Here is a 25,957-nt window from a genome sequence, read left to right as displayed (position 1 = left end):
CATTCCACTTGGTTTCCCCCCGAATCCAAAAAAACGATCATCGCTTCTCGCCGCTGGAGATATAAAGCTGACGGGTGATGACATGGTCCGCATCCTTCATTAGATCACGCCACTTCACCGTTATTTTGCCAAGCACCTTACTGTCAAGGAAACCTTCTCTGACCAGCTTCATCGGGATGCCGAGCCCTTCCGACTTGGCGAACAGCTCATCACCGACAATGTGGTTATGTGCACAGATGACGTCGTAATCGATATTCTCGAAATTCCCCGCTTTCAGCAGAACGGGCAGCTGCCTACCGATCATCGGCATGCCTCCCTCCGACTCCCGCTTCCTGCAGTAGGCGTCATAAAGGTCCTTCAGCTCGGGAATATGAGGATATGTACGAATGTGCATTTCGAAGTCATTATCGATAAACACGGCGACTCCGCCCGGCTTCAGCACGCGATGCACTTCTTTAATGGCGGCCACCGGATCAGGTAAATGCTCAATAACCAAACGGATGACCGCAAAATCAAAGCTGTTGCTTGGCATAGCGCAGCCCATGATCGAGCCCTGCATGATGTGATAACGGTCCAAGCCCGTCTGATCCAGATACGATCTCGCAACATCGACCAGATAGGGGTCAAACTCAATCCCCGTAACCCGGCAGGCTGGGAAATGCCTGAGCAGCTTCTCCGTAACATAGCCGGGACCGCAGCCGAATTCAACAATCGATAGGCCGTCACGCAGCCCATACTCCTTGTACTTCTTCAATTCCTTGCCCCAGAAGAGATCGACCTGTCCTCTAAGCCGCTCAATTTCCTTACCAACGTCCTCGGCGATGCTGTGAATGTCGTAGGAATTCCGGTCATCCGCTGGCGGCTCAGCCTGCAGCTGAACCTGCGGCAGCACTGCTACTGCTGCCGGCGGCTGGATCTGCTGTGACACCGCCACCGCTGGCTGTTGGACCTGCGGGGACACTGCTGCAGCAAGCGGCCCGGCCTGCTGCCGGATTTTCTCCACCAGCTTCGTCAGCACATGTCCGGGACCTACCTCAACGAAGTCCATTGCCCCTAGCCCCATTAAGTAGCGAACCGATTCCGTCCATTTCACAGGGCTTGTGATTTGTTCGCTCAGCGTCTGCTTCAGACGCCCCGGCTGGTAAGGTCTTGCGTATACATTGGATATGACCGGGATCGCAGGCTCCGACAGCGTAAATAATTCCAGGTATTGAGCAAAGCTCGCCCGTGCCTCTTCCATGTTCCGGGAATGAAAAGCCCCGCTTACATTGAGCGGCACATAGCTTGCGCCCGCTGATTCAAATAATGACGCAGCTTCTCCGATATCTTCCTTCGCGCCTGAGATGACGATCTGGGTTGGCGTATTGAAATTGGCAACCTCAAGGGAGGTGAACCCGCTCGTAAGCAGCAGCTCGACGACCTTCTGCTCATGCAGTCCAAGAACCGCAGCCATGCCACCGCCAGCCGCCTGGCTCATCAGTTGACCTCGTCTCTGAACGAGGCGAAGCCCCTGCTCAAAACTGAAGGCTCCCGCCGCAAACAGAGCGCAGTATTCGCCTAGACTGTGGCCGGCCGTGTAGTCTGGTTTCCGTCCGGTCACCTTCAGCTTTTTCATATAGCTCAGTACATTGACTGTATACAGCGCAGGCTGCGTATACTGTGTTTGACCTAACTGACGGTACGGGTCCTTCAAGCAAAGCTCCTTAATTGAGTACCCCAACACCTCGTCCGCCTTCGCCGTAATCTCCGGGAACTCATCAAACAGTTCTTCGCCCATACCTTTAAATTGCGAACCTTGACCAGGGAAAACATAGGTTATCAAATCATTTCCTCTCCTCTTGCCTTCATTTGGCTAACGATTGGTAGATAGATTTATGGCTAACCGGAGATAACCGAACCTTTGATCTTCTCCAGATTTTCAATCTCACGGTTAAAGGGGGTAATGACAGCATAAATTTCCTCGTTAGATCGGCCACTCAAAATTCGTTTGGCTACATTAGCCAAGGTACCCCCGGGACCCAGATCCACGTAGACCACCCCGGTCCCCAGCTTTTGCTGTGTGTCTCCCAGCGCCTCTGCAAACTTGATTGGCTCCCGCACAGCCTTCCACAAATAACCTTCCTGCAGCGGGGTGCCCATAAGCTTCCCATACACACAGGAAACGATTGGCCGCGTTGGTATCCTGGTAAACCTTCCGCGAAGATAGTCCTGGTATTCTGCCGCCGCATGATCAACAGCTGCGGAATGATAACCGAAGCGGACAGGAAGCCGCTGATACAGAATACCTTGCTGCTCCAGGAAACGTTCGGCCTTCGCCAGCTTTTCCGATTCGCTGGAAACGACAAAATGGGAGGATGAATTGACAGCGGCCAGCTCGCAGTATTGATGCAGCTGCGGCGCTTCGCCAAAAATCCGGGGATCGTGCAAAATCGCGAGCATTCCCCCTTCAGGGCACCGGTGCTCTAGGATCCCGGCCTGCTTAATGACCGCTTCCAAAACCTCGTCAATCGAGGAAATACCTGAAACAGCTGCTGCGGTAAATTCACCAAGACTGGACCCCAATACAAAATCTGGATCGAGTCCGCTTTCCTGCAGAACTTGAGCTGCCGCATACTCGACCATTACGATCGCAGGATGCGTGTACAAGGTCTGGACGAATCCTTCCTGTGAAGCTTCAGCGCCATACAGCTTGTCAACAACGGAAACGCCGCAAATTTCCTGTACGACCGCATCCATCCTGGTCATACAGTCACGAAACAAAGGCTGCCGGATATAAAGCTCCCTTCCCATCTGGACATATTGGGAGCCCTGTCCAGAGAACATATAGACTATGGTTTTCCGCATAACGCTCCTTGTTATTGAAAATCGAATAGATTTTTTTGATTGCTCCTCATTCGAAAGGATATGAACATTTCTTTATTTTCGATCTGAAAATATAGATTGTTGGCCATGACATAGCCGAACGTACAGCCAACCTCTCTACCGTAGCAGTGGCCGGGATAGATTCTTACCTCAGGGGCAAGCAGCTTTTTCAGCCTCTGGATACTTTCATACATCCCATTGGGGCATCCGCCGGGCCCCGAGCACATTCCACAGCCCTCGATAAATACGGTATCACCTGAAAATAATATACCGTTCCATAAGTAACAAACCCCGCCTGCGGTATGTCCTGGGGTCAGGATGCAAGTAATCGATGATTGTGTAAACGGGATCATCTCCCCGTCGTGAACAGGGTTCAAATTGCGGCATGTGAAGCCATAATAGTCGATTTCCTGCCGCGACATATAGACCTGAGGATTATAGCGGCGAAGAAGGGCGTCTACTAGATGAACATGATCGCTATGAGAATGCGTAAGAAGAATTTTCGTAAGTTTTGCGTCCGCCTGTGTAATGACATGAACGATTGCATCAAGCTCCCAGGCAGGATCAATAATGACAGCCTCCCTGGAATAGAGGTCAATCATGAGATAGCAGTAATTAATAAAGCCACAGTGCCTACCCTTCAAGACTGTGAATTGATAATGGCCCTTGGTTATTTCTGTATACATAGGTAGTTACCGCCTATCCTAGCCATTTGATTAGATTTAGCACTACCCCTGCGAATAAAGCCCCGTATTTCATATGCAGCCATTGTCCATGCATGGCACCTTCCAATACGGATGAATAATCTCCGTCTATGACACAAGGCAGTGATGCGCTAAGATTCCCATATCTTCGACTATAATCAAAAAAGGACCACATCTATCTGCGGGCCCTGTAAGCAAAAGCGGAAAAATTCCCGCTTTAAAGTATGCATTTGTAGACAAGCTTACTGCTGATTGAGGAATTTACCGAATTTTCTGACAAATTTGGGTGCACGTGTTGATCTTCCGTAATCAATGCTTCAACAACAGCTCTTGGGTTCAAGGCCGCTCGCAATCTATGTATACACAGCTCCTCTAACGTGCCGAAACATCGATTAGCATCGCCTAGTAATTAGATGTTTTATAGAACTAAATATACCTAAATAAGGTAATCAAGTCAATACTTATGATAGACTGTATTATTAGGTATTTGTAAGAATTTATTTAACGGCAGTTTCCATATCCATAAACTTCAAAATACCCTAATCTTTATCGACAGGAATCAGCATCCTTTGCATTTCGATTCATATATAACTATGGATAGCGATAACTATATTGAATAGGAATAGGGGGGAATTTGTGAATTGGTATGCACTCTACGTAGAGACTGGGAAAGAAGAGGCTGTCCAGAAATTTCTACGTCTATCTTTTAACGAGCAGATGCTGTATTCACTTGTACCACAGAGAAAAATACCCGAGAAAAAGTCAGGCAGGATCTACCACGTATACAAGAAGCTGTTCCCCGGGTATGTGCTCATCAGAACGAACATGAATCCCGACTTTTATTACCGTCTAAGAGATGTCCCCCATCTATTATGGCTCGTCAATACCGGCCCTCACTACTCGCAGAACCGGGGACTCTATTTCTCACCCATAGCTGAAGCTGAGATCACACCGATATTAGATCTTTTAAATGAGGAAAATACCGTTCATTACTCCCAGGTATTTCTAGGCCTTGATTCTAAGGCGACCATTATTTCAGGGCCTCTTCGAGGAAAAGAAGGAATCATCAAAAAACTCGACAAACGAAAAAACAGGGCAAAAATCCTCCTTCATTTCCTGGAGAAGGAGGTTCTGATGGACGTCGGCATCGAAATCTTAAACCCCATGGAGCATAGGGTAGAAATTGCCGCCAGCAAAACCGTCACCTTCAATGCGCCAGAGGCAGTACAGTTATATACTGCAAGCAGCGATCAATTGGAGGCTGCCGCCTTGGGACCCCTAAGCAGGTTCAGATACGGACAATAGAGCCTGTGGCAAATATCCATCTAATTGGATGAGGTGAACCGGCTTAATGGGTTCACCTCATCGTTTTCTTCATAAAAAACATATCAGAATGAATACCTAAATAAAATCCTCGTCAGCTGCGCTGCCCCGCATTAAGCGCCTCTCTGTCAGAAGGCTCGTAAGCAAAGGTCGGGTAGCTGCCCAGTACACGCACCTGGCAGCCAAGCGCCTCGATCTCTTCAATAGCGGCAGGCAGGAGTACCGTATCAAGCGACATGGCAATATCGATAAAGAAATAATAGTTCCCCAGTTTCTTCTTCGTCGGACGGGATTCAATCCGTGACAGGTTAATTTTTCGCCAGGAAAAAGCGGACAGTACCTGGTGCAGCGCACCCGGAAAATCCTCCGGCAGTGTGACCAGTATGCTCGTCTTGTAATGCTCGGAAGACCGGGCCTCAAACGGCTTGCGGCCAATCAGCCAAAACCGGGTATAGTTGTTGTTATGATCTGTTACGCGCTCCTCAAGCACTTCCAGGCCATGAAGCTTTGCTCCGCTTTTGGTACCTATTGCAGCCCAGCCGGCCCCGGGATTCTCCTTCACCAGCCTCACCGCTTCCGTTGTACTGCTGACATTCTCCCATTCCGCATGCGGCAGATGGCTGCGAAGGAAGCCGGTACACTGTGCCATTGCAACAGGATGGCTCATAACCTTCACAATCCGACTGTAATCGGTTCTGCCGTCTACACCACAGCATTCACGGCTGCGGCCGATCAAATTCTGTACGGAGGGGAAGACCCACTCCGCTTGTATGGGCAGATCCACTTCATGTACCATCCAGTCGCTATGAAGACTCACAGAGCCTTCAATTGTATTCTCAATCGGAATAACGCTATAGTCAGTCAATCCGCCGTCCGTCGACAGGAACACATCCGCAATGAGCTTATGGTAGGCAAATGATGCCTCCGCACCCTGAAATAAATAACGGGCCGCATCGTCTGACGTTGAACCCTCCGGCAGAAGCGCCACTTTAATCATGCCTTTACTTCTCCTTTGATCCGCTCCATGAACGGCAACCGCTCCGGGTTTTCTTCTAGAGCGTTAATGACAGGTCCATGCAGACAAGGCTTCAACCATATAAGCGATGCCTGAATTCCCTCCGAGCTCAGAGATTCCAGCATAAAGCGCTCCAGCTCCGCCTTGCGTCCGCTCCCCGCTTCCACCAGCGCAAGCAGAGTCGGCCCCGCTCCGCTCAGGGCTGCCCCGAGCGCTCCATGATCGGTAGCATGCGACAGGATATGCGACATGCCCGGTATAAGCGCAGCGCGGTATGGCTGGTGCAGCCGGTCACGCATCGCATCCTTGATTTTGTCCAGCCGTCCTGCTGCAAGAGCGGCTACAAGCAGAGAGCTCTTGCTCACGTTATAAACCGCGTCCGCCTTCGTGAACGAATCAGGCACCGCATGGCGGGCCTTCTCCGTCGATAGCTGAAAATCCGGAATTGCCACAAGCACTTCAAGCGCAGAATGAGGTTCAATCCGAATGCAATCCGCCTTATCGCCATCCCACGACGCCACTATAATGCCGCCAAACAGAGATGCTCCGACATTATCCGGATGTCCCTCAAGCTTCGTGGCCAGCTGGAACAGCCGGTCTTCAGAGAGGGGGCTGCCGATCATGGCATTCGCTGCTGTCAAAGCTGCGATAATCGCACTTGCACTGCTTCCGAGGCCGCGCGTAAGCGGAATATCACTGTACATAGCAATATCAAGCTCCGGCACGGTTACGCCCGCCTCATCAAATACAAGCTGTGCCACCTTGAAAATCAAGTTATCTTTATTCTCTGGAATGCCGGCCAAGTGTTCCCCGTAAAGCCTAAACTGAGTCTCTGCCTCAGCAGGTCCCATCTCAATCCAAATATACAGCGACAGCGCCATGCCAAGCGTATCAAAGCCCGGCCCAAGATTGGCCGTGCTAGCAGGCACCTTAACGAGTACCCGCCGTCCCTGCATTACGCTTCACCTTCAAGCTTGCGGATGGCTTCCATAACCGCCGCTTCGGAGTCTTCAACCACAACTGGCTCAGCATTAACGCTCTTGATGGCAATGTTCGGATCCTTCAGGCCATGTCCGGTCAGTATGCAGACAACCGACTCCCCGCCGCGGAAGACGCCTTCACGCTTAAGCTTCATAACACCGGCAATAGAAGCTGCCGATGCCGGCTCCGCAAATATGCCTTCACGCCGGGCAATAGTCTTGTAGGCGTGCAGAATCTCTTCATCAGTTACATAGTTGATCTGACCGCCCGATTCTTCCGCTGCTGCAACCGCCGTCTTCCAGCTGGCCGGATTACCGATCCGGATTGCTGTAGCAATGGTCTCCGGTTCTGCTATAGGCTCCCCTTTTACAATGGCCATGGCGCCTTCAGCCTCAAAGCCGATCATCTTCGGCAGGGAGCTGATTTTACCCTGTTCGTAGTATTCCTTGAAGCCTTTCCAGTAAGCTGAGATATTGCCGGCATTGCCGACTGGGATGGCCAGATAATCCGGCGCTTTACCCAGCTGATCGCTCACTTCAAACGCTGCTGTCTTCTGCCCTTCAATCCGGTACGGGTTAACGGAGTTAACAAGCGTGATCGGATGCTTGGCTGTAATTTCACGCACAATTTCCAGAGCCCGATCGAAGTTCCCTTCAATAGCGATAACCTTCGCTCCATAAATGATGGCCTGTGCCAGCTTGCCCAGCGCGATATTATTATTGGGAATCAGCACGATACAATTTAATCCGCCTCTGGCGGCGTAAGCCGCTGCTGCAGCCGAAGTGTTGCCAGTCGAAGCACACATGATCGTCCGGCTGCCTTCTTCCATAGCCTTCGCGACCGCCATCACCATCCCCCGGTCCTTGAAGGAACCGGTAGGGTTCAGTCCTTCATACTTGAAGTAAATGTCGAGATCCAGCTCATTCGACAGATTATCCGCCCGTATAAGCGGTGTATTTCCTTCATGAAGGGTCAGCAGTGGGGTTTTCTCCGTTACCGGGAGCATATCCCTGTATGTTTCCAGCAGTCCTAAATATCGCATTCCAATAACTCCTTTTATATTAAGTTAGTTTATCGCAAACTATATTAATCCCTTACCGGTTATGCCGTTCGTAAGTTGCAATCGTCAGCCTTCGACACGGTAAGCGCTCTTCACCTTCCGGATCACATCCAGCGATTCAAATACCTGAAGCACCTTCTGAATGGATGCCCTGCTAGCATCATGCGTGATTACAATAATCTCCGCTTCCGGATTGGTTGGATTCGGCTGCTGCAAAACGGATTCCAGACTGACGCCATATTCAGCGAACACCTGTGTGATCTGAGCCAGTACGCCCGCTCGATCATCCACATGAAGGAGCAGGAAGTTCTTGCTCATTGTCTGCTCGTCGCTCATCAGCTTCTTGTCCCGGAAAATAGCGGCCGCCTGCTGGCCATTCACGCCAAGCTTCAGGTTCTTAACGACAGCAACAAGATCGGCGACAATCGAGGTGGCTGTCGGCATTTCACCTGCACCCGGACCATAGAACATTGTCTCACCCACAGCTTCGCCATACACGTATACGGCATTGAACACCCCGTTAACGGAAGCAATCGGATGCGTGTTCTTCACCATCGTCGGCTGTACGGTAACACTGATTGCATCCTTCTCGCGCTCAGCGATACCCAGCAGCTTCACTTCATACCCGAGCCGCTTGGCATATTGGATATCCTCCTGGCTGATCGATGAGATGCCTCTGACAGATACGTCCTCGAGCGCAACGTTGGTTCGGAACCCGAGTGTGGCAAGAATCGCCATCTTCCGTGCCGCATCAAGACCCTCGACATCAGAAGTCGGATCTGCTTCAGCGTAACCCAGCTCCTGAGCCTCCCGCAGCACATCAGAATAGGAAACGCCCTCTTGTGTCATCTTGGTCAGCATGTAGTTGGTTGTGCCGTTTACAATGCCCATAATCTTGGTGATGCGATCGGAAGAGAAGCCCTCAATCAAGGTACGGATAATGGGTATCCCGCCCGCCACACTGGCTTCATACATCACATCACAGCGGTTCTCTCGTGCCTTGGCCAAAATTTCCTGACCATGCAGCGCCATTAAATCCTTATTTGCCGTCACTACGTGTTTGCCCGAAGCAAGAGCCTCCAGTATATATTCCTTCGTCTGGTTGATTCCGCCCATCACTTCAATAATGACATCTATCTCGGGGTTGCGGATTACATCCCAGGGATCATCCGTCAGCTTATCCGCATCGATAGGTACACTCCGCAGCTTGTTCGTATTCTTAACTGCAATCTGCTCAATGATAATTGGTGAACCGGCCTGGCCGAGCAGATCCTCCTGATGTCTCTCCACTATGCGGACAACACCTGTTCCGACAGTGCCAAGCCCTAGCAATCCTACCTTGACTGGTTTCATACGCTCTCCTCCACGATACATTTAATCTATCCCTGCCCTATTACCGACACTTTGCGTACTCCGTCCTGTGAACGAATGCTGTCCAGCAGTTCCGCAAGCGACGCAGGCATGCCCGATGTATCCACCGAGATTACCACATTGGCCAAGCCCTGCAGTGGAATACTCTGATGAATCGTCAGCACATTACCGTCGGAATCGGCCACAAGCCCGAGCACTTTGGATAAAACACCCGAGCGGTGATCAAGATCCATCGAAACGGTCACAATCCGTTCCCTGCCTAGCTGATTCAAAGCATAGATGCCGTCTTTATATTTATAGAAAGCACTTCTGCTGAGCCCGACACGTTCCACTGCTTCATGCACCGTCTCGGCTTCGCCTCGCTGCAGCATGCCTTTAACTTGTATGGTCTTGACAATCGCTTCCGGCAAAATGTCCTCGCGGACGACATAATAACGATCCGGCACCTATCGCCGTCCTCCTCACAAAGACAACTGTACATCTATAGTGGACATTATATCGAAACAGCCACACGGCCGCAATAGGCAATATTGGGTTAACCGCCCTTCTATTACGCTCCCTATTATACCGGAAAAGCGAGCTTGAAGCGTGAGAGATTGTTTAGGAATCATATTAGTTTTTATTTACACCAATACGCTATTTATTTTTATATTAATTGGAAATATAATGTACTTATTCGGATTATTCATATTAATAAGGAGATTTAAACACTACATTAAGTATTGTTTTAATTATGATCAACTTTATTTTCAATTTTGAACTTCGAGAGGTGTGTTATTCATGAAAACTATTCAATCAGGACCTATCAAGTCCTACAGCCCAATCTCCGATCCCCCTTCAATTCATAGCGGTGCCGACCGGTTCCTTAGAGCCATAGACACCAAGCTCTCACTAACCTTTATTGTCCACAGCTTCTGGGCAATGTTCTGGCTGCTAAACGGACTCGACAAATTCTTCAATTATCAATACTTCTATGGTGTAACGCGGGATGAGAAATTCGCCAACTATTTTGCCACCCTCAATCTGCCCGATTATATTGCATCGATTTGCCTGTACGCGATCAGCGTGATAGAGATCATACTGGCCGCCGTCTTTATTGTCTTGGCAGCGAAGTCATCATCCAATAGAAGCCTGCAGTCCCTTGCATTCAAAATCAGCATGCTGGTCTTCTTTCTCTTCTCAGCCGGCGATATTCTGTTCGGGGACCGGGCAGAGCTCTGGGAGCATGGCACCTTTATGATTCTAGTCATGACAAGCTTTATGATGGTACAATTTTATGCCAAGCAGTCCAGCGAGAACAGGAAGACTGACCACTAGATTCCATATTCCCACTGTAAAACAAAAAGAGGTTTTCTCTATAAGGGAGAAAACCTCTTTCGTTATTTAGACCATAACCTTGGAGGACTGCATGGATTTGTTGTACGCACGCAGCAGGGTAAACCGGTTGGGCCGGATATGATGTGCCCCCCGCAGGCTTCGTGACAGCAGCTCGCTGTCTACCCCCAGCTGCAGCGGCTCCGTAAAGCCTCCGACTGTTCTAAGCAGCTGCTTCAGCTGCTCTGGTGACGGGATAGCCCTGATAGCCGCCTCAATCTCCTCCCGGTGCTCATGAATGGCCTGGAACGCCTCATGATCGGCAGGATCGGACTCCAGAGATTGACCAAACCAGCCTTCAGCGGCCAGCCGATGGTACAGCTCGGATATGATCGTGCAGGCTACACCCACTTTAGCACCGTGCAGCAGCTGTTTGCGGCCGAGCCTCAGATACTCCATCTCCCAGTAGTGGGAGAGATGATGCTCAGCACCCGAAGCCGGATGGGAAACACCAAGGATCAGCATGGCCAGCCCTGACTCGATCAGGGAGTTCATTAAGCTCCGTATCCCCTCCGCATCTCTACGGGCAATGGCTTCCGCCTGGCGTACACACTGCTCCAATGCATCCTTCGTAATTGATTCCGCCAGCTTGCTGTGAGGCTCTCCTGCGGCAATCCGCCCGAAATTCCAGTCAAACAGCGACGTGTACTTGCCCAGCATATCACCAAAACCGGCTGCTACCAGCGCTGCTGGCGCTTTAATAAGAATGTCCAGGTCGGCAAATATCGCTACCGGAGATGAAGCGGCAATCGTTATTTTATCACCGCGAATGATCAGCGGCGCACCCTTCGAGTTGAAGCCGTCAACAGAAGGCGCAGTCGGTACCGACAAAAACGGCTTGTTCATCTTGTAGGCGATAAACCGCACCACATCATGAATCGTTCCCGAACCTGCAGCTATAATCAGATCCGTAGTATCGTGATCTATTTCAAGCATCACCTGGATAATGGTCTGCTCATCCGCCACCACATCGCCAATTGTATTGGGCTTCACCATGACCTGCTTATTGGCAACTCCCGCTTCCACAAGCAGCTCCGCCAGCTCGTTGCCTGCCGCCCGTGCCGTATTTTCATCAGCGACGATGATAACACGGTTGTAGCCATGATTCTGAATGTAGGCCGGCACCTTGGACAAAGCTCCGCTCTCCACTACAATCTCGTCCAGCGTCACGGTATGATAATGCCAGCCGCTCTTATCCTCAGCGACCAGCCGGTTCACTCTCTCTATCATGGTCTCCATCTTTATCCACCTCTGCTCCGTTTTCCGTTGTATTTCCCTTTCAATTCTTTCGATTTTTCTATTGAATGTCAACATTTGATTTCGTTTGCGACCAACAGTCGTTCATTATCAATCGTTTACTACTTGTTATCAGTTGCGAACGCTTGCGTCAATGAACAACAGCTTATTATTCGGCTACAACAATCTGGAGTTGATGAAGGGAATCAAGAAGACGCCGGTCTGCATGACGGTCGGTAATCAGCATATCTAGACCGGATACCTGGACACTCGTTGCAATGGAACGGCGGTTGAGCTTGGTGTGATCCACCATAGCGCAGACTTTAGCAGCATTTGCCGCCATCCGTTTTTTGAGTTCTGCCTCATATAGACTGAAATCGGTCATGCCAGCTTCAGCATGGAACGCTTCTGCCGAAGTAAAGAAATAGTCTGCATGAACCTCCTCCAAGATGCTTCTACCCAGCAGGCCTTCAACCGTCCGGGAGCTCGGCCGGAGTACTCCGCCAATCAGGATGACATTAATGCGCGGGTTGCGGTTAAGCTCAATAGCAGACTCCAGACCATTCGTCACGACTGTGAGAAAATCATAATCCACGAGAAGCTTGGCCAGCTCCAGAGCCGTTGAACTGGCATCCAGCATGATACACTGTCCTTGATGGACAAATGCGGATGCCGCTCTTGCAATCGCCCGCTTCTCCTCGCGATTCAATTCACTTCTTGAAGCGTAGCCCGAATCATGCAGCTGTGCACGCGGCATAACCGCCCCGCCGTGAGTCCGCTCCAGCAGTCCCTCTTCCTCCATTATCCTTAGGTCTGTCCGCAGCGTCCCCTCGGAAACGCCGAAACGGCTGGCCAGCTCTTTCACAATAATTTGCTTTTGCTCTTTCAATAACGCCATAATCTGTTCTCTGCGCTGTGCTGCAAACATGCCTGCCGTCTCCCCCGTCCAATATAACCATTTAAACGAACCACTCAATATTTAATCGCATAAATAGCTGCTGCATGTAAGTATATATGTAAATTATCATACCTAAAATGAAAACAAGCGGCAACAGACGACGATAAACGCCACCCATTCCGCTTGTTTTGTTACTCACCAAAATAATAATCTGCACCTTCAAAGAATTCAAAGCTGAAGTCACCGATTTGTACCAAATCTCCGCCTTTAGCCCCTTCTTTCCGCAGTGCAGTATCTACGCCCATATTACGCATTACTCGCGCAAACCGCATGACAGCATCATACGAATTAAGATTCGTCCGCTTAATGAAGCGTTCAATGCTTGGGCTTTCAACCACAAAATATCCATCTTCCTTGCGGACAGTAAACGAGTCATCGTCCTTCTTCTCGTACTTGTACACCTTCCGCTCTTCTACCTCAACCACTTCATCCACTTCCGGTGCAGACGGCATCTGATCAAGCAGATCTGCTGCCTTGTACAGAAGCTCCTGTATCCCCTGCTTCGTCAGCGAAGAGATCGGTACAATCTCGTACTCTTTGTCTCCGCGCACCTCGTCCAGCTGTTCTCTGAACAGCTCTAGCTGGTCTGCGGATTCGGGCATGTCCATTTTGTTTGCCGCTATAATCTGCGGGCGATCCGCCAGCTTTTCATTATATTTCACAAGCTCTTCATTAATTTTGACCCAATCTTCAAACGGGTCCCGCCCTTCAGAGGCCGACATGTCTACAACATGGATAATAACTCTTGTACGCTCCACATGCCGCAGGAATTCATGACCAAGCCCCACGCCTTCGGCTGCTCCTTCGATAAGCCCCGGGAGATCCGCCATGACAAAGCTACGTCCTTCCCCGACATCCACAACACCCAGATTAGGGGTTAACGTTGTAAAGTGATAGGCTCCTATCTTCGGTTTAGCCGCAGATACCACTGACAGCAGCGTGGACTTGCCGACACTCGGGAATCCGACCAAGCCGACATCCGCCATTACCTTGAGCTCGAGCACGATCCAGCGTTCCTGTCCTTCTTCTCCGTTCTCCGATATATAAGGGGCGGGGTTGCTTGCTGTTGCAAAACGGATGTTGCCGCGGCCTCCGCGGCCTCCTTTGGCAACGACTACTTCCTGGCCGTGACGAGTCATATCCGCAATAACTTCCTGCGTGTCGTCATCTATGATGACAGTACCCGGCGGGATTCTGACGACCATATCATCTGCATTCGCGCCGTGCATCCCTTTCGTCTTGCCCTTCTCGCCCCGGGGGGCCTTGAAGTGCTTCTGGTAACGGAAGTCAACAAGCGTACGCAGACCTTCATCCACACGAAATATAACATTGGCTCCGTTGCCGCCATCCCCGCCTGCGGGCCCGCCTTCAGGAACATAAAGCTCCCTGCGGAACGAGATAATACCGTCTCCGCCGTCCCCGCCTTTAACAAATATCTTCGCCTTATCTACAAACATGATGTTCCTCCGTTCAGCTGCGCAGTTCAGCGCGCAATACCATGTCCTTCATATCTGTCTCCAGCAGCTCAGCCTTAAGAGGTGATTTCTTGAGCCGCTGCTTGCATTTGTCATACAGGGCAGACGCATCGTTCAGCTCTCCATCGTATTCAAGACTAATAATTACCGCTTCCTCATTCCGAGCAATTGATAGAGCCAGATGAGCTGCGTCCCCGGTCCCGGATTTCACGGCAAAGCGGTAAGCATTAATAATATCAATTAATGCGGCTGAGACATCCTCTGCCTGAAGCGGCAGTTCCGATAAATTAACATCATCTGTCACCTCAATCTCCAGCTGTACAGCATTAGTCAGCGTACGGAAGGATTGAAGAAACAATATCAATGACGGGACGCCCAGCTTGGCAATCCGGCTTTCAACCGTCATTCGTTCTCTTATTTTTTCCACGCAGTCAATCGTTTTATCCGGTTTGTTCAGCCGAAGATAGCCGTACAAAACCTGTAAATCATTCATCCAGTCGTGCCGGTGATGGTTCAGTGTCCGAATTGCCGCCAATTGGAGTGCCTGTTTATTCTGTGCGACGCTATTTTTCCATTCTCTTCGCTCTACCCATACCCACAGTCCTGTCGCAAGCAGTGTCCAGAGTATAAACATCCCATGCATCCAAAGTTTCTCCGGCCACAGCAGAACAGCAGCAGCGGGCAGCAGCACGGAACCGGCTGTGTAGAGGCGTATAGTCCGCCATTGATTCATCAGCGAGTCCTCTCTTCGTTTCCATTCATTCCCTAGCCCCAAACAAGTATAGCACAGCCAAACGCTGCAGCCCAAGCGAATCATTAGGCAAAACTTACCTGTCCCGATATTTAAAAAAACCCGGCCTGTGAACCAGGCCGGGTTTCGGTGTTGGTGTCTTAAGCTTCTACGGCTGCAGCTACTGGAGCTACCTCCACGGGGTAAACACTCACTTTTTTGCGTTCGCGACCCCAGCGTTCGAATTTCACAACGCCTTCCACTTTTGCATACAGCGTGTCATCTTTACCGATGCCAACATTGTTGCCTGGGTGGATTTTCGTACCGCGCTGGCGGTAAAGAATGCTGCCAGCTGTAACAACCTGGCCGTCAGCACGCTTTGCGCCAAGGCGCTTCGAGATACTGTCACGTCCGTTCTTCGTCGAGCCTACACCCTTCTTCGAAGCGAATAGCTGAAGATTCAGTTTCAACATGGTTATACCCTCCTTCTAAACCGATTGTTCACTTATAACGACGTATTTGCCGTAGGATTCCGTTATGGTTTGAAGCATGACGACCATCGATTCAAGCAGCAGCTGAACCTTCTCGTCACATGCTTCAACTCCCGATGGCGGGATATCCGATTGCAGCCAGCCGTTCCGCATGGAGGCCGGCAGTTCCAATCCGGTTAAAGCTTCAATCGAATTGACTGTTCCAACCGTCACCGCGGAAACCCCGGCACACACGATATCCTTGCCTGGCTTCGCATATTCCGCATGACCTTCCACAGCAAACGAAAGAATTCGCCTGTCTGCAGCACGACGGGTCAGCGTTACTGAGATCATAGTCCGAACCTCTTACGCCTCGATCTTGCCAATCGTCACTTTCGTGTACGGCTGACGATGACCTTGCTTACGGCGGTAGTTCTTCTTGGCTTTGTATTTATACACGATGATCTTCTGACCTTTACCGTGCTTCTCCACTTTCGCGGAAACAACAGCGCCAGCCACTACAGGGGAACCTGTAACCAGGCCCTCGCCTTTGGATACGGCCAGAACGCGATCAAACGTTACGCTGTCGCCTTCTGCAACGTCCAATTTCTCGATGTAGAGCACATCGCCCTCTTGAACCTTGTACTGCTTGCCGCCAGTTTCAATGATTGCATACATAGATGGTGCACCTCCTCATGTCTAAGACTCGCCTGAAAACCAGGTGGCAGATTCCTTACAGAACTGCTCTTCTTACCTGTCCGGAGCGGTTGTAGCATGCATAGCAACAAGCACTAGACACACACACTGAACGATTATAGCATGTGCCCGCAGGTTAATCAAGCTATTCTATCGGCGAACCTGCAGATATACTATAAAGCCTTCCCTAATCCCGTTAAGCTGGACGCTGTTAATTTCCGGACGGGTGATTCACGTATAAGGTACCGCGGCCCTTACAGGCCGCACAAGGCTCCAGATATCTTCCCGCTAGACGGCCTCTGACCTTCTTCCTCGTCATCTCCAGCAGTCCGAGCTTCGTCCAGCCCACGACATGGCATTTGGTCCTGTCCCTGCGCACCAGAGCTTCGAGCGAACCCATAACCTGCTGGCGGTGCTCTTCTGAATCCATATCAATAAAGTCAATTATGATAATGCCGCCCGCATCCCGAAGCCGCAGGAGGCGCGCCACTTCCTCCGCTGCCTCCATATTCGTCTTGTATACCGTCTCCTCAAGATCCTTGGAGCCGGTATATCTGGAGGTGTTCACATCAATAACCGTCAACGCTTCCGTCTGATCCCAAACCAGCTCAGCTCCGGAGGGAAGGCGTATCCGGGCGGCAAATGCTTTGTCAAGCTCGGTATTGACACCGAATTTCTCAAACAAAGACAGCTGCTTCGCTCCCCTGTATACCTTCAGCCTGGGCTCCATTGCCGGCGCCATACTGCGGATATAAGTCAGCACTTCCTCGTAAGCCCTGCTGTTGTCAATCCAGATTTCATCTGTCTCTGCATCGAGTATATCTCTCACTACCCGCTGCATAAGACCCGCTTCCCGGTGAACGACTGCCGGCACCTCGGCTTTATCAGCCTGTTTCAGTATGCTTGCCCACCGTTCCCGCAGAGCGGCGACATCTCTTGCCAGTGAATCGGCGCCCTCACCGGCTGCTGCAGTCCGCAGTATGATGCCTTCTTCTGCCTGCCGGATGGACTCACCGGCCTGTCTCAGCCGTGCCCGTTCACCCTCCGTCGGAATTTTTTTGGACACCCCGACATAATCAGCGTACGGCATGTATACAAGCCAGCGGCCAGGCAAAGAATAGTGTGTCGTTACCCGCGCGCCCTTACCGCCAATAGGCTCCTTCATAATCTGAACCAGAATGTCCTGCCCTGGACGCACCACTTTTTCTATCGGCGGCTTTTCCCTTGGCTTCTGCTCCAAATTCGGATGCAGCAGGTCATCGATGTGCAGGAAAGCATTTTTGCCTTGCCCGATATCAACGAAAGCAGCATCCATTCCGGGCAGCACATTGACTATCCTTCCTTTATAAACACTGCCTACGGTCTGGCCGTCCGCTGCCTGTTCGGTATAATACTCTTCCAGCCTGCCATCCGTAAGCACAGCTGTCTGGACAACTTCCCGTTCTACGTGCACCAGCATCTGCTTCATCGCAGTCCTCCACCCGCCAGAGGCCCATTTTGACCTTTATTTTACCTGAAAAGCTCGGAAACTGCACGGCCCGGTTTTCCTTCCGTCAAGTAAGCCTGAATAATGTGTTCTTCGGGAATCACACCCTGCACGCTTCCTTTATCCTCTATCAGACAGATCAGGTGGTAACGCCCCCTCCGCAGCCTTCTCAGCACATCTCCCACCGAGTCACGCGGCCTAACCAGGATGGGATGCGCGTTCGAGTCTTTCATCCGTGCGGCGCTCAGCTCCCGGTGCATCAAGAAACGCACATAGACATACGGTATATGTCGCAAAAAGGTCCAGTTCGAAACAAACAGGAATATACTGATGGCCAGCAGATTAAGCTGAATCGCTCCATGATGCGCCGGCAGGTAACAGGCATACATAATCATCGTGAGGCTTACGGCTAAGCTTAACCTAGTACACATGTAAAGGGAACGGTAATAGGAGCTTGTACAGCTGAGAAGCGCTGACAGCAGCTTGCCTCCGTCGAGCGGCAGTACAGGCAGCAGATTAAACAGCCCGATCATTAGATTGGCCTTCAGTATATAATCTGCCCAGCCGGCGTCAAAACCAGCCCACTCCCCGAGCGCCCAGGCAGCGGCACCCATCCAGATGTTTTGCAGCGGTCCGGCGGCGGCTACTACCGCTTCCTCCCATGCTGACACTGTACCGGCCTCTTCTGTCTCGGCCACACCACCGAACGGCAAAAGCCGGACCTCCCTGATCCGCCACCCAAAGCTCTGTGCAGCCAGCACATGACCCGCTTCATGAATCAGCACAATGCTGAAGAGAACCAGCAGCTCGACAAAATAACCTGTTAACAAGGAAGCGGCCATGACGAGCACAAACAGCGGGTGTATGCTCCAGCGGATACCAAGGAGCTTAATCAAGCGGGACCACATCCGTCGGATCGACATAGCGGCCGTCCACCCGCACTGCGAAATACAAGAGACTGTCACCATCTGGCGTGTCGTTAAGCCATCCGAGCCGCTCTCCTGCTTCCACCCAATCCCCTGCCTCCACAGAGGTCTCACGCAGCCGTCCATAAATGGATGTCCGGTTATCCGCGTGCTGAACTACAATACTATAGCCATCGGCCTCATTACCCGAAACGAGCCCCACCCGTCCGGTTTCGATTACGGTGATTTCACTGCCCGGGCGTCCCGCAATCTCCACACCGTTCAGAGTTTCTGCGAAAGAGCGCACAACCGTGCCGTCTATTATCGGCAGAACGGCCGGCTGGGCCACGGAGCCATCCACACGCTTCGCTTCAGTAACCGTACGGTCGAATATCGGGATAAATGACGGGGCTCCAGCAAAGGTTTTTTTGTACCATTCTGCAGCCGCCTCCGTGTCCAGCTCCTCGGTTAATGCACTTAGCACAAATCGCTGTATATCTTCTGTTCCAGAAGGCTTAAGGGAAAATAACCCCCAGACGGCACCAAATATGAACAGCGATATCACCAGCTTTACCCTCATGCCACCCCAGCTTTTTCCGTAACGGGTCGGGTCTTCAAAATCGCTCGATGGTACCGGGCTCTCTGGCAGGGAAAGCTTGGACAGCCTGCCTCCCCCCTTGAGCCAGTCTTCCGATCTTCGCTTCCATTCGATCTCCGGGTCCCGTTCTCCACCAGCTGGCTGTGCACTCACACCCGTCCGGTGTACCTGCTCGTGCTTATCCGGTTGTATTCGCTGTTCAACAGAAGGGGGAGCCATGCTCGTATCCATAACTTCTCCATAACCGAGTGTACTGTGTTCATTCAAGCTTCGTTCCATCAGTTCTCTGATGCGTTCCTCCCTGCGCTGCTTGACACGGGTACGTTCTGCCATAACCGCCGCTCCCTTCCCCCGCGGAGAGGCACAAGACGGGCCGTCCACGGATAGCTTGTTCTCCTAACAAAATATGAAGGAGTCGTCCCAATTATGTCGCAGCTATACTTCGGTATATAACGTATAGATTTTTTCACTGCTTATTTTCCGGGTGGAGAACAAACTATAATAACCGTAGGGAAACACAACTTTATTCCTGAGGAGGATGAGCATGACAGCGATATTGCCGCTTGAACGCAGAGGAATTCCAGCAAGCCGGCTGGTCTTGGGCTGCATGGGGCTTGGGGGCGGCTGGAACAGCGACCCGGTTACAGACGAGCATTATAAGCAGGCGTCCGAAACGATGGAGGCTGCTCTTGCTTCAGGTATTACCATGTTTGACCATGCAGACATCTATACAATGGGGAAAGCCGAGATGGTTTTTGGCAACGCCCTGCGCGAGCATACCGGATTAAGAGAATCCATTATTCTGCAGTCCAAATGTGGAATTCGCTTCAGCGATGGGCCGGACAAGCCCCACCGCTTTGATTTTTCAAGTGAGCATATCCTAAGCAGTGTTGACGGCATCCTCAGCAGGCTAAAGACCGACTACCTGGATATTCTGCTGCTGCATCGCCCTGATCCCCTGATGGAACCTGAAGAGGTTGCCGATGCCTTTGAGAAGCTGATAGCAGCCGGCAAGGTCCGCCACTTTGGCGTGTCCAATATGGGCGCTGGGCAAATCAGGCTGCTCCAAAGCGCGTGTACTGTTCCGCTCATCGTTAACCAGCTTGAACTGAACCTGGCTCATACGGACTGGATCGACCAAGGGGTCCATATTAACCAGCATGCAGGTAAAGACCAGATCTTTCCCGAAGGAACACTGGAATTTATGCGCATGGAAAATATCCAGATTCAAGCCTGGGGACCGCTGGCAAGAGGGCTCTTTACAGGCGCACCGCTTGAGAACCAGCCGGATCATATCAAGGATACCGCTGCACTAGTTGCGGAGCTGGCTGAAGAGAAGGATACAAGCCCTGAGGCTATCGTACTGGCATGGCTAATGAAGCATCCGGCCTGCGTGCAGCCTGTCATTGGAACAGTCAATCCTGTAAGGATCAAAGCCTGCGCTAAAGCAATTGATCTTTCACTCACCCGGGAAGAATGGTACCGTCTTTACCTTGCATCGCGCGGCAGACCGCTCCCTTGATATCGCATAGATTACAGTCTGTGCTGTCCTCTGGCGTATACCTGTTAAATTTCTCCGTATGGTGGTAAGCTCTAGAGAGGTACGCTTCGAAGGGTTAATTCTACCAAAGGAGATCATTAAATTATGTGGCTAGTATTTGCTTCACTGGCAGCCGTAAGCTTCGGACTGCGCGGCGTATTCTATCACTGGACCTCTACGAAGCCAATGGAACGGAGCCTGATGCTGTGCGGTGTCTTTTTTACAGGCACCTTGATCAGCCTGGCCTGTGCCCTGATGCTGGGTCAACTATGGACCGTATCCGCGTTTACAGGCATTCTGATGGGCGTATTCTCCTTTGGCGCCAATGCCAGCATGGTGAAGGGCTTTTCGGTCGGCAAGGCATCCCTGATCGCCGTACTGACTGCTCTTCCTCCGGTCGTTGTCGTCCTGCTGGCTTTTGCCATCTGGGGAGAAACGCTTACCAATCTGCAGCTTGCATGCTTTGCTGTCATTCTCACGGGTATCCTGCTGATCCGGTTCTCGGGAGATGTTTCATTCAAGCACTTGGAAGGTGTGAAATGGGGGCTGCTCGCCACCTTGTTCTTCGGTCTGAACGATATGGCGGGCAAGTGGTCGACGATGCTGGAGGCCGCCACCTTCCCAACCTTAGTCGGCATGTTCGCGACCGGAACCGTGCTGTTCGGCTTGTCCTATCTCTCCGGCACAGCAAGACGCAGGAGCGCGGCAGCGGGCAGCGGCCGTGTCATCGCGGAAGCGGGTGCCCAGTGGAGCCGCAGCAAAACATTTGGCACCGGGATGGCGGTCGGAATTACGAATTCCGTCGGGATGGTTCTCATCCTGCAGGCATTCGATCTTGGCGTGACCGGTCTTGTATCCGCTGTGGTCGCGATGAATGTGGTCGTGATCCTGCTCTATACCCGAATTGTCGTGAAGGAGAAATTTACACGCCAGGAATTGGCTGGCATGGTCTTGGCAATTTGCGGAATTATCTTGCTTAGACTATTCGATTAATCGTCCTTGGTACTCATCATCAAGCAGGGCTGGCGCAACGGGTTCCTCCGAACCTGTCACGCCAGCCCTGTATTGTTTAATATACAGCTTTAGCTTTCTTTATACCAACTCATATTTCTCCTGATGTGCTTTAACGCTGAATACCAGTCCGATGCTCAGCATGTTAAGCAGCAGCGACGTGCCGCCATAACTGACAAACGGCAGGGTAATACCGGTAATCGGCATCAAACCGATGCTCATACCAATGTTCTGAAAGATTTGAAAGACAAACATCGATACAACACCAATGATGATGTAGGAGCCCTTCAAATCATAACACTGGAAGGCGATTATGATCATCCTGTAAATCAGTAGAAAATAAAGCAGCAGCAGTACTGCTGATCCCTGGAAGCCAAACTCCTCCCCGATGACCACAAAGATGGAGTCCGAATACGCGTAGGGGATGAACTTGCGGTTCTTCGAATCACCCTGCATATACCCGTCGCCGGTCAAGCCCCCTGAGCCGATGGCAATTAATGACTTCTCCGACTGATGCTTGTCATCATCAGATGCCGTCTCAGGGTGGATATAGGTATTAATCCGCTTGTACCAGTGCTCCTTATCATGGGAACTGAGGTAATCCCTGATTTCCGTATTGAAGGTATTAAACAGGGTCACGAACAGAACAAGCCCGCCAACCACTGCCGCAAGCCCAATCAGCACATGAGTATACTTGACGTTGCCAATCCACAGCATTCCAAGCACGATGACCACGAAGATAATCGCATTGCCAAGGTCAGGCTGGATCATAACAAGCAGGAACGGCAGCAGCGAGAACGCGGCGATCGGCAGCAGATCACTGCGGAAGGACAAGCGGTCTCCTTCCCTGCGTCCCATCAGCACGGCTAACGTAAGAACAAGAATAATCTTCATGAACTCAGCGGGCTGGAAGGACAACAGATCTCCAAGACTAAACCAGCTGCGCGCTCCGTTTATCTTAGCTCCGAAGAAGTAGACAAGCACAAGCAGCAGTACACCGATTCCATAAAGCACATGCCAGCCCTTAAGAATGACACGGTAATCAAACAGTGTAGCCCCAATGGCCACCACAAACCCCGCCGCAAAGAAGACAAGCTGCTTCAGGTCATAGTTAGTGTAGCCCGCCAACCCGTGGGTGGCGCTGCGTACGGCAAGCGTGCTGATGATCATCAGCATGATCAGAATCAGCAGGATGCCCCAATCCAGCTTCTTAAGTTTATTTAGCACAGCGCATTCATCCTATTCCAAGAAACTTCCTGAGGCGCTTGAACATGCCATTCTTGTCTTCCATCTGCATCAGCGGCACCTTGTCCCCCAGGATCCGCCTTGCAATATTACGGTAAGCAATTGCCGCACGGGATGAAGGATCCATAACGGTCGGTTCTCCGGCATTCGCAGCCTTGATCACCTTCTCATCATCCGGCACAATGCCCAGCAGGTCAATAGCGAGAATCTGGCATATTTCATCGATATCCAGCATATCGCCGCTCTTAACCATAGTCGGACGAATCCGGTTAATAACAAGCTTTGCTGAAATTTGTGCCTGCTCCAGCAGTCCAATGATCCGGTCTGCGTCTCTAACTGCCGCATTTTCAGGTGTTGTCACAACGATAGCTCTGTCAGCTCCGGCGACAGCGTTGCGGAAGCCCTGCTCTATGCCTGCCGGACAATCGATAATGACAAAATCGAAGTCCTTCTTAAGTTCCAGCACAATATCCTTGACCTGCTCAGGTGAAATATCATGCTTATCCTTCGTCTGCGCAGCCGGCAGCATATAGAGCTCGTCAAACCGCTTATCCTTAACCAGAGCCTGATTTAGACGGCAGCGGCCTTCCGATACATCAATTAAGTCGTATATAATCCGATTCTCTAGCCCCATTACGACATCCAGATTCCGCAGACCGATGTCGGTGTCTACCATACACACTTTTTTCCCATGCAGCGCGAGGGCAGTGCCCAGGTTGGCCGATGTAGTCGTCTTCCCTACTCCGCCTTTGCCCGATGTAATGACTATCGCTTCTCCCATTTGTTACACTCCTTTGAACACAATCGGATCCTTGCGCAAGCGGTGCAGCTGTGACAGCTTGTCGATCTTCATCTGCCCCTCCTGCAAATAGGCGAACTCCATGAAGGTATCCCCTGTCATCCATTCATCCGGCGGACGGCTGATAATGTCCGCTATACGAAGCTGCGTCGGGCGAAGCATCGACGAAGCGATAATAACATCCCGGCGTCCGTCAATTCCCGCATGCGCCAAACCCCTAAGGGCTCCCAGCACATAAATATCGCCTGTCGACATGATGGTTCCCCCCGGATTGACGTCGCCCATCAGCATGATATTCCCTTCATGCCGGATCGTCTGGCCTGAGCGGACAACACCCGTCATGACTTTCATATCATCCTTCTTAACTGCTTTGGCAAGCTCCTCATCCTGTTCCCCATCCACAGACTGGACCAGGAGATTTCCCCGCTGCCGGATAACCGATACGATCCGTTCCTTCTCTTCCTCACTGGCACGTCTAGACCCAAGCTTCACCTGAACATGGACTAGCGGTCCGGTCAGCAGCTGCTGGTGAGTCGTTTCCAACTTATAGTGAAGCTCGTCAAGCAGCTCTCCGAAATCACAACTGTCATCAAGCAGAAAGACGAGACCTTCTTTGACCCCTTTGATCGTTATATGCTGTTTTTCGGTCACGCTTTTCCCTCCCTGAACCTATACCATTCGGTTCACACTGCCCGGAATCCTGCTTGATGCCGCTAATCGACATCATCTGCACTGCCTTTACCCGAATTTTCAAACATCCGCCTTGCCGGTATGTACAGTGCAAGCGCAAAGCCCAGCTGCAAAAATAGACTGGGCAGGATATGCTCGATAAGCGCAAATGCATAGGTTTCCGAGGTGATTTGAAACGCCTTGTATATAAAATAGACCAGGGAATCATAAAACAGTGACCCGATTCCAATGGCAGAGAGCGCCATCATGATGGTGCTTCGCCTATGCTCCAGCATTAAGCCTGTTAAATAACCGCAAATTCCCATTGCAAATGAATGAACACCGAGCAGATGCCCGTAATATACAATATCCTGCAAAAGGCCAAAGATGAGACCTAGTGTCAAAGCCGTATGCCGGGCTGAATACAGTGCTGAATACAGGACAAAGACAAAGACAAAATGAGGCACAAGCCGTCCTTCCAATGATCCGGGGATCAGCCAAGGGTAGATCGTTCCTTCAAACAGAAACAACAAAACCATCAAGAAGACTGCAAGGCGAAGATTCATTCTTCTAGTCCTTCCATTTCGGGCGGTACAACGACAAACACCTCATACAAGCGGTCCAGCTTAGCGGTCGGTTTTATCTCTGCCACATGGGTAAGACCGAAATCGCCGACCCGGCGGGACTTCACTGTACCTATAACGAGTCCGCGCGGAAACACGCCGCCAAGCCCCGAGGTAATAACTGTATCCCCCTTATCCAGCTTATCATCTTCAGCTATCTTGGACATTACAAGCATCCCCGTCTGTGTGTCATAGCTGTCGATCATGCCGAAGGAATCCAAATTGCCGAGAACCGTGGCAGCGATAGGCTTGGCTCCAGGGGTATCCGCATTCAGCTCGGTAATGGGCATAACGGTTGAATAGACTGGGAACACCCGGCTCACAACACCGACCATACCATCCACAGTGATGACAGCCATATCCGGCTTGATGCCGTTCCTTGATCCCAGGTTTATTTTAATAACATTGTTGTAAGGGTCTTGATTATCTGCGACCACCTGGGCAATCACAAACTTGTAATCATTCATCTCTTGCTGCTGTTTGGTGAAATCCAACTCTTCCTGCAGCCGCTTAACTTCCTGCTCCAGGAAGTTATAAGCGGTGGCGTCCCGCGCATATTTTGCCGTAGTCATCCTCAGCTGCTCGTTCTCACGATAAAGCTCCTTCATCGTCCTTACATCCTCAAACAAGCCCGCCAAGTAAGCAGCGGGCTTGTAGAACCATTGCTGAACAAATGTAACGGAATCGCCGATAAAGTTCTCAGGCCAAGACAGCTTGTCGCGCTTGGTGAGCGAGAACCCCATAACAGCGATAAAGACGATCAGGCCGATCATGAGCGCGAACAATCGTTTATTTCGGAATAATCTAAACAGTCTGCTCACCCGCC

27 protein-coding genes and 1 other annotated feature are annotated in these 25,957 nt (G+C 51.1%); of the genes, 4 read left to right on the top strand and 23 right to left on the bottom strand.

Features of this window, described 5'->3' with window-relative positions:
* Positions 1-37: 37 nt before the first annotated feature.
* From fabD to L1N82_RS10170, 3 genes are read right to left on the bottom strand one after another with little or no spacing between them, the layout of a single operon-like run.
* Positions 38-1,822, bottom strand: a complete 1,785-nt coding sequence (fabD, locus tag L1N82_RS10180) for an ACP S-malonyltransferase (protein WP_235287261.1) — start codon at positions 1,820-1,822, stop codon at positions 38-40.
* 56 nt (positions 1,823-1,878) lie between these two features.
* A complete protein-coding gene (locus L1N82_RS10175; RefSeq protein WP_235287260.1) occupies positions 1,879-2,823 on the bottom strand; it encodes an acyltransferase domain-containing protein in 945 nt (314 codons plus the stop codon).
* Between the two features lie 32 nt (positions 2,824-2,855).
* A complete protein-coding gene (locus L1N82_RS10170; RefSeq protein WP_268821904.1) occupies positions 2,856-3,548 on the bottom strand; it encodes an MBL fold metallo-hydrolase in 693 nt (230 codons plus the stop codon).
* Between the two features lie 654 nt (positions 3,549-4,202).
* Here L1N82_RS10170 and loaP point away from each other — a divergent pair.
* Positions 4,203-4,871, top strand: coding sequence for an antiterminator LoaP (gene loaP / locus L1N82_RS10165; protein ID WP_235287258.1), 669 nt, complete (start codon positions 4,203-4,205; stop codon positions 4,869-4,871).
* Positions 4,872-4,983: 112 nt separating this feature from the next.
* Here loaP and pheA read toward each other — a convergent pair whose 3' ends face one another.
* The 5 genes from pheA to L1N82_RS10140 all read right to left on the bottom strand — a co-directional run bounded on the left by pheA (position 4,984) and on the right by L1N82_RS10140 (position 9,762).
* Positions 4,984-5,886, bottom strand: coding sequence for a prephenate dehydratase (gene pheA / locus L1N82_RS10160; protein ID WP_235287257.1), 903 nt, complete (start codon positions 5,884-5,886; stop codon positions 4,984-4,986).
* Complete coding sequence (gene thrB / locus L1N82_RS10155; protein ID WP_235287256.1) at positions 5,883-6,860, bottom strand: homoserine kinase; 978 nt, start codon at positions 6,858-6,860, stop codon at positions 5,883-5,885. The genes pheA and thrB overlap by 4 nt, the downstream gene beginning before the upstream one ends.
* Positions 6,860-7,927 carry a threonine synthase gene (gene thrC / locus L1N82_RS10150; RefSeq protein WP_235287255.1) on the bottom strand — a complete coding sequence of 356 codons (1,068 nt, stop codon included), beginning with the start codon at positions 7,925-7,927 and terminating at the stop codon, positions 6,860-6,862. The genes thrB and thrC overlap by 1 nt, the downstream gene beginning before the upstream one ends.
* 84 nt (positions 7,928-8,011) lie before the next feature.
* Complete coding sequence (locus L1N82_RS10145; RefSeq protein WP_235287254.1) at positions 8,012-9,298, bottom strand: homoserine dehydrogenase; 1,287 nt, start codon at positions 9,296-9,298, stop codon at positions 8,012-8,014.
* A gap of 26 nt (positions 9,299-9,324) precedes the next feature.
* On the bottom strand, positions 9,325-9,762 hold the full coding sequence (locus L1N82_RS10140; RefSeq protein WP_235287253.1) for an ACT domain-containing protein: 438 nt from the start codon (positions 9,760-9,762) through the stop codon (positions 9,325-9,327).
* A 334-nt stretch (positions 9,763-10,096) separates the two neighbouring features.
* Between L1N82_RS10140 and L1N82_RS10135 the strand changes: the two genes are divergently transcribed.
* Positions 10,097-10,633, top strand: coding sequence for a hypothetical protein (locus L1N82_RS10135; protein WP_235287252.1), 537 nt, complete (start codon positions 10,097-10,099; stop codon positions 10,631-10,633).
* A 66-nt stretch (positions 10,634-10,699) separates the two neighbouring features.
* Here the strand turns inward: L1N82_RS10135 and L1N82_RS10130 are convergent, their stop codons facing one another.
* From L1N82_RS10130 to L1N82_RS10085, 10 genes are all read right to left on the bottom strand, one after another.
* Positions 10,700-11,929 (bottom strand): sn-glycerol-1-phosphate dehydrogenase, encoded by a 1,230-nt coding sequence (locus tag L1N82_RS10130; protein WP_235287251.1) that lies wholly within the window; start codon positions 11,927-11,929, stop codon positions 10,700-10,702.
* A 166-nt stretch (positions 11,930-12,095) separates the two neighbouring features.
* Positions 12,096-12,854, bottom strand: coding sequence for a DeoR/GlpR family DNA-binding transcription regulator (locus tag L1N82_RS10125; protein ID WP_235287250.1), 759 nt, complete (start codon positions 12,852-12,854; stop codon positions 12,096-12,098).
* Positions 12,855-13,015: 161 nt separating this feature from the next.
* Positions 13,016-14,341: a GTPase ObgE gene (obgE, locus tag L1N82_RS10120; RefSeq protein ID WP_235287249.1), complete on the bottom strand. Its 1,326-nt coding sequence runs from the start codon at positions 14,339-14,341 to the stop codon at positions 13,016-13,018.
* Positions 14,342-14,354: 13 nt separating this feature from the next.
* On the bottom strand, positions 14,355-15,092 hold the full coding sequence (locus L1N82_RS10115) for a Spo0B domain-containing protein (RefSeq protein ID WP_235287248.1): 738 nt from the start codon (positions 15,090-15,092) through the stop codon (positions 14,355-14,357).
* Between the two features lie 158 nt (positions 15,093-15,250).
* Positions 15,251-15,562 carry a 50S ribosomal protein L27 gene (rpmA, locus tag L1N82_RS10110; RefSeq protein WP_111148492.1) on the bottom strand — a complete coding sequence of 104 codons (312 nt, stop codon included), beginning with the start codon at positions 15,560-15,562 and terminating at the stop codon, positions 15,251-15,253.
* A gap of 15 nt (positions 15,563-15,577) precedes the next feature.
* Complete coding sequence (locus L1N82_RS10105) at positions 15,578-15,913, bottom strand: ribosomal-processing cysteine protease Prp (protein WP_235287247.1); 336 nt, start codon at positions 15,911-15,913, stop codon at positions 15,578-15,580.
* Between the two features lie 12 nt (positions 15,914-15,925).
* Complete coding sequence (rplU, locus tag L1N82_RS10100) at positions 15,926-16,237, bottom strand: 50S ribosomal protein L21 (RefSeq protein ID WP_111148490.1); 312 nt, start codon at positions 16,235-16,237, stop codon at positions 15,926-15,928.
* A 14-nt stretch (positions 16,238-16,251) separates the two neighbouring features.
* Positions 16,252-16,338: a sequence feature (ribosomal protein L21 leader region), on the bottom strand.
* A 128-nt stretch (positions 16,339-16,466) separates the two neighbouring features.
* Positions 16,467-17,723 (bottom strand): Rne/Rng family ribonuclease, encoded by a 1,257-nt coding sequence (locus tag L1N82_RS10095; RefSeq protein WP_235287246.1) that lies wholly within the window; start codon positions 17,721-17,723, stop codon positions 16,467-16,469.
* A 41-nt stretch (positions 17,724-17,764) separates the two neighbouring features.
* Positions 17,765-18,664, bottom strand: coding sequence for a site-2 protease family protein (locus L1N82_RS10090; RefSeq protein ID WP_235287245.1), 900 nt, complete (start codon positions 18,662-18,664; stop codon positions 17,765-17,767).
* On the bottom strand, positions 18,630-19,577 hold the full coding sequence (locus L1N82_RS10085; protein WP_235287244.1) for a M23 family metallopeptidase: 948 nt from the start codon (positions 19,575-19,577) through the stop codon (positions 18,630-18,632). The genes L1N82_RS10090 and L1N82_RS10085 overlap by 35 nt, the downstream gene beginning before the upstream one ends.
* Positions 19,578-19,788: 211 nt before the next feature.
* On the opposite strand from L1N82_RS10085, the gene L1N82_RS10080 reads away from it, so the two are divergent.
* A complete protein-coding gene (locus tag L1N82_RS10080) occupies positions 19,789-20,766 on the top strand; it encodes an aldo/keto reductase (RefSeq protein ID WP_235287243.1) in 978 nt (325 codons plus the stop codon).
* Between the two features lie 123 nt (positions 20,767-20,889).
* On the top strand, positions 20,890-21,777 hold the full coding sequence (locus L1N82_RS10075) for an EamA family transporter (protein WP_235287242.1): 888 nt from the start codon (positions 20,890-20,892) through the stop codon (positions 21,775-21,777).
* 99 nt (positions 21,778-21,876) lie between these two features.
* On the opposite strand, the gene L1N82_RS10070 is transcribed toward L1N82_RS10075, so the two are convergent.
* The 5 genes from L1N82_RS10070 to mreC form a co-directional block, all read right to left on the bottom strand.
* Positions 21,877-23,022: an FtsW/RodA/SpoVE family cell cycle protein gene (locus L1N82_RS10070; RefSeq protein WP_235287241.1), complete on the bottom strand. Its 1,146-nt coding sequence runs from the start codon at positions 23,020-23,022 to the stop codon at positions 21,877-21,879.
* A gap of 7 nt (positions 23,023-23,029) precedes the next feature.
* On the bottom strand, positions 23,030-23,821 hold the full coding sequence (minD, locus tag L1N82_RS10065) for a septum site-determining protein MinD (RefSeq protein WP_235287240.1): 792 nt from the start codon (positions 23,819-23,821) through the stop codon (positions 23,030-23,032).
* A 3-nt stretch (positions 23,822-23,824) separates the two neighbouring features.
* Positions 23,825-24,490 (bottom strand): septum site-determining protein MinC, encoded by a 666-nt coding sequence (locus L1N82_RS10060; protein WP_235287239.1) that lies wholly within the window; start codon positions 24,488-24,490, stop codon positions 23,825-23,827.
* 62 nt (positions 24,491-24,552) lie between these two features.
* Entirely contained in the window at positions 24,553-25,074 is a 522-nt protein-coding gene (gene mreD / locus L1N82_RS10055) for a rod shape-determining protein MreD (RefSeq protein WP_268821902.1), read from the bottom strand.
* Positions 25,071-25,952 carry a rod shape-determining protein MreC gene (mreC, locus tag L1N82_RS10050; RefSeq protein ID WP_235287237.1) on the bottom strand — a complete coding sequence of 294 codons (882 nt, stop codon included), beginning with the start codon at positions 25,950-25,952 and terminating at the stop codon, positions 25,071-25,073. Before mreC ends, mreD begins: the two co-directional genes overlap by 4 nt.
* Positions 25,953-25,957 lie beyond the last annotated feature (5 nt).

The organism is Paenibacillus tarimensis (genome assembly GCF_021532315.1).
Taxonomy (GTDB): domain Bacteria; phylum Bacillota; class Bacilli; order Paenibacillales; family Paenibacillaceae; genus Paenibacillus_I; species Paenibacillus_I tarimensis.
The sequence above is the reverse complement of the archived record's forward strand: the minus strand, read 5'-3'. Positions and strand labels throughout refer to the sequence as shown.